This is a genomic window from Nocardioides sp. CPCC 206348, from assembly GCF_048654705.1.
GTDB lineage: Bacteria > Actinomycetota > Actinomycetes > Propionibacteriales > Nocardioidaceae > Nocardioides.
In genome coordinates, this window is sequence record NZ_JBMCZA010000189.1 from 37,857 (window position 1) to 41,317 (window position 3,461).

Consider the following 3,461-nt stretch of genomic DNA (forward strand, 5'->3'; position numbering starts at 1 on the left):
CCGAGATCGCCCGCGATGCCGGCCACCTGTTGCGCGCCGGCACCACGCACCGGGCGGCCGCGACGTCGAAGACCTTCCGATCGCTGGCGCGCATCTGTGGCTCGGCGCCGTCCGGCGACGGTCCGCTGGTGCCGCGCAGCCTGCCCCTCGCCGAGCTGCGGCAGTGGATCCCCAAGCTGGTCGCGATGACGCCCGAGGAGCTGGCCGAGCTGCCCGGTGTGTCGCCGAGCCGCACCCACCAGATCGTTCCGGGCGCCCTGGTCGCCGAGGCGTGCATGGACATCTTCGATCTCGCCGAGCTCGAGATCTGCCCGTGGGCGTTGCGCGAAGGCGTGATCCTGGAGCGCATCGACAAGCTCGGCGTGGCCGACGGACCGTGACGGTCCCCGCGAACCGCCCTCGGATCGGACTGTCCACCAGTTCGGTCTATCCCGAGTCGACCGCGCACGGCTTCGCGTATGCGGCCAGCGTCGGCTACGAGGCGGTCGAGGTGATGGTCGGCATCGACGCGCTGTCGCAGCAGGTCAGTGCGGTCAAGCACCTCTCCGAGCACCACGAGATGCCGGTCAGTGCGATCCATGCGCCGTGCCTGCTGTTCACGCAGGCGGTCTGGGGAGTCGAGCCGTGGGGCAAGCTCGAGCGCTCCGCGGCGATGGCGCACGAGGTCGGTGCCGAGGTCGTCGTCGTCCACCCGCCGTTCCGGTGGCAGAAGGAGTACGCCCGCGACTTCGTCAACGGCATCGCTGCGCTCGAGGAGTCGTCGGGCATCGCGTTCGCCGTGGAGAACATGTATCCGTGGCGGGCCTCTCGCCGGCAGATGGAGATGTACCTGCCGGGCTGGGACCCGTCCGCGGAGCCCTACGCCAACACCACCATCGACCTCTCCCACGCGTCGATCGCGCGGTCCGACCCGATCGCGATGGCCGAGCGGCTCGGTTCCCGGTTGCGCCACATCCACCTGACCGACGGCACCGACTCCGCCAAGGACGAACACCTCGTGCCGGGTCGTGGTGACATCGGTGCGGCGGCCTTCCTAGAGCACCTGGCCGCCACCGGCTTCGCGGGCGAGGTGGTGCTCGAGATCAACACCCGGCGCTGCACGACCCGCGAGGAGCGCGAGACGGACCTGCGCGAGTCGCTGGAGTTCGCCAAGCAGCACCTGACCGTCGTACCGGTGGAGGATCATTCGACGCATGGCGAGTGATGCGGTGGTGACGATCGAGGCGCTGCGGGTGGTCCGCGGCGGCAACGTCGTCCTCGAGGGCCTGGACCTCGCGATCGGCCCCGGCGTCACCGGCCTCTTGGGCCCTTCCGGGTGCGGGAAGTCGACCCTGTTGCGCAGCATCGTCGGCGTGCAGCGGATCGCCGCCGGCGCCGTCACTGTTCTCGGGGTGGAGGCCGGAAGCCCCGCCGTGCGCGACCGCGTCGGCTACCAGACCCAGTCCTCCAGCGTGTACGACGACCTGACGGTCACCGAGAACCTCCGCTTCTTCGCGCGGGTGCTCGGCAGGTCGGCCGGCACCGTGGACGAAGCCGTGGCCGCGGTCGACCTCGGCAGCCACCGCGACAGCGTGGTGTCCCGGCTCAGTGGCGGGCAGCGATCGCGCGTCGGACTGGCCGTGGCGCTCCTCGGGAAGCCGGACCTGCTGGTCCTCGACGAGCCCACGGTCGGGCTCGACCCCGTGCTGAGGCGCGACCTGTGGGCGCTGTTCCACCGGATCGCGGACGCCGGCACGGCCGTGATGGTGTCGAGCCACGTCATGGACGAGGCCGAGCGCTGTGACCACCTGCTGCTGATGCGCGAGGGGCGGATCCTCGCCCAGGGCACGCCTGCCACCATCAAGGAGCGCGCGGGAGCCACCGACATCGAGAGCGCGTTCCTCGCCCTGGTCGAAGGGGACGCCGCATGAACCCGCGCGTCACGCTCGCCATCGCCACCCGCGTGCTGACCCAGCTGCGCCGCGACCACCGCACCCTCGCGATGCTGCTCGTCCTGCCCTGCCTGCTGCAGGCCTTGCTGTGGTGGGTCTTCCAGGACACGCCACTGGTCTTCGACCGGATCGGCCCGGCGCTGCTCGCGATCTTCCCGTTCTTCGTGATGTTCCTCGTGACCAGCGTGACGACGCTGCGCGAGCGGTCGAGCGGGACCCTCGAGCGGCTGTTCACCATGCCCATGGGTCGCCTGGACTTCCTGCTGGGCTACGCCCTCGCGTTCGGTGCCGTCGCAGCGGTCCAGGCCTCCCTCGCCGCAGGCGTCGCGATCGGCCTGCTCGACCTCGACATCCGGGGGGCCGCCGGACTGCTCGTCGTCGTCGGCGTGGCCGACGCGGTCCTCGGCACGGCGCTCGGCCTGTTCGTGTCCGCGTTCGCGCGCACCGAGTTCCAGGCCGTCCAGTTCCTGCCGGCGATCGTGGTGCCGCAGATCCTGCTGTGCGGCCTCCTCGTGCCGCGCGACCGGCTCCCGCGGGCACTCGAGGTCGTGGCCGACCTGTTGCCGTTGTCCTATGCGGTCGACGCCATGGAGCAGCTGGCGACGAGCACGCGCTCGGGCGAGGTGTGGCGCGACGTGGCGATCGTGGCCGGGTTCGCGGTCGCGGCACTGGCCCTCGGAGCGGCGACCCTCCGGCGTCGTACGGACTGATGAAGGCGGGACGGCGTGGGGTTGGTCTCATCCCTCGCTCGGCCACGAAACCCCCATTCCTTGGGCACTTTGCGTAGGTTGGAACCATGCGACCGGTTCGGGATTCACTCCTCGTGCTGGCGCGCAGCGGCACCGTCAAGAAGGTCGTGACGACGCTGCCGATCACTTCGGGAATCGTGCGCAGCTACGTGCCCGGCGAGACGGTCCGCGATGCCCTGACCGCCGTCGAGAGGCTTGCCGCGCACGGCATCCACACGACGATCGACCGCCTTGGCGAGGACGTCCTCGACGAGGCACAGGCAACGGCCACCGTGCAGGCCTATCGGATCCTGCTCGACAAGATCGCCGACCAGCGTCTTGGCGGCCGCGCCGAGGTGTCCCTGAAGCTCACCGCCGTCGGCCTGCTCCTCGAGGACGGTGAGCGGATCGCGCTCGCGAACGCTCGCAAGATCTGTCGCGCGGCCATCGGCGCGGGCACCACGGTCACCATCGACATGGAGGACCACACCGTCACCGACGCCACGCTCGGCATCGTGCTGGCCTTGCGGGAGGAGTTCCCGACGGTCGGCGCGGTCGTGCAGGCGTACCTCCACCGGACCGAGGCCGACTGCCGGACCCTGGCGTACGCCGGGAGCCGCGTCCGCCTCTGCAAGGGCGCGTACGACGAACCGTCCGACGTCGCGTTCACGGACCCCGGCGACATCGACCGGTCCTACGTCCGCTGCCTCAAGGCGCTCTTCTCTGGCGACGCCTATCCGATGATCGCGACCCATGACCCGCGCCTGATCGAGATCGCCGCGTCGCTCGCGAGCCGCTACGG

4 protein-coding genes and 1 pseudogene are annotated in these 3,461 nt (G+C 70.6%); all 5 read left to right on the top strand.

Going from position 1 to position 3,461, the window contains the following annotated elements:
• Window positions 1–380, top strand: a pseudogene (locus tag ACOADB_RS15770) (Ppx/GppA family phosphatase); the annotation flags it as partial.
• Window positions 377–1,204: a sugar phosphate isomerase/epimerase family protein gene (locus ACOADB_RS15775; RefSeq protein WP_378600437.1), complete on the top strand. Its 828-nt coding sequence runs from the start codon at window positions 377–379 to the stop codon at window positions 1,202–1,204. The pseudogene ACOADB_RS15770 and the gene ACOADB_RS15775, both read left to right, overlap by 4 nt.
• Window positions 1,194–1,910 carry an ABC transporter ATP-binding protein gene (locus ACOADB_RS15780; RefSeq protein ID WP_378600440.1) on the top strand — a complete coding sequence of 239 codons (717 nt, stop codon included), beginning with the start codon at window positions 1,194–1,196 and terminating at the stop codon, window positions 1,908–1,910. Before ACOADB_RS15775 ends, ACOADB_RS15780 begins: the two co-directional genes overlap by 11 nt.
• On the top strand, window positions 1,907–2,641 hold the full coding sequence (locus ACOADB_RS15785) for an ABC transporter permease (protein ID WP_378600442.1): 735 nt from the start codon (window positions 1,907–1,909) through the stop codon (window positions 2,639–2,641). The genes ACOADB_RS15780 and ACOADB_RS15785 overlap by 4 nt, the downstream gene beginning before the upstream one ends.
• A gap of 86 nt (window positions 2,642–2,727) precedes the next feature.
• Window positions 2,728–3,461, top strand: a 734-nt coding sequence (locus ACOADB_RS15790) for a proline dehydrogenase family protein (protein ID WP_378600445.1), incomplete at its 3' end; no start/stop codon positions are given.

Bases quoted from the DNA above. Each gene is read 5' to 3' on its own strand.
- ACOADB_RS15780 (WP_378600440.1), top strand. From the start codon at position 1,194: ATGGCGAGTGATGCGGTGGTGACGATCGAGGCGCTGCGGGTGGTCCGC.
- ACOADB_RS15785 (WP_378600442.1), top strand. From the start codon at position 1,907: ATGAACCCGCGCGTCACGCTCGCCATCGCCACCCGCGTGCTGACCCAG.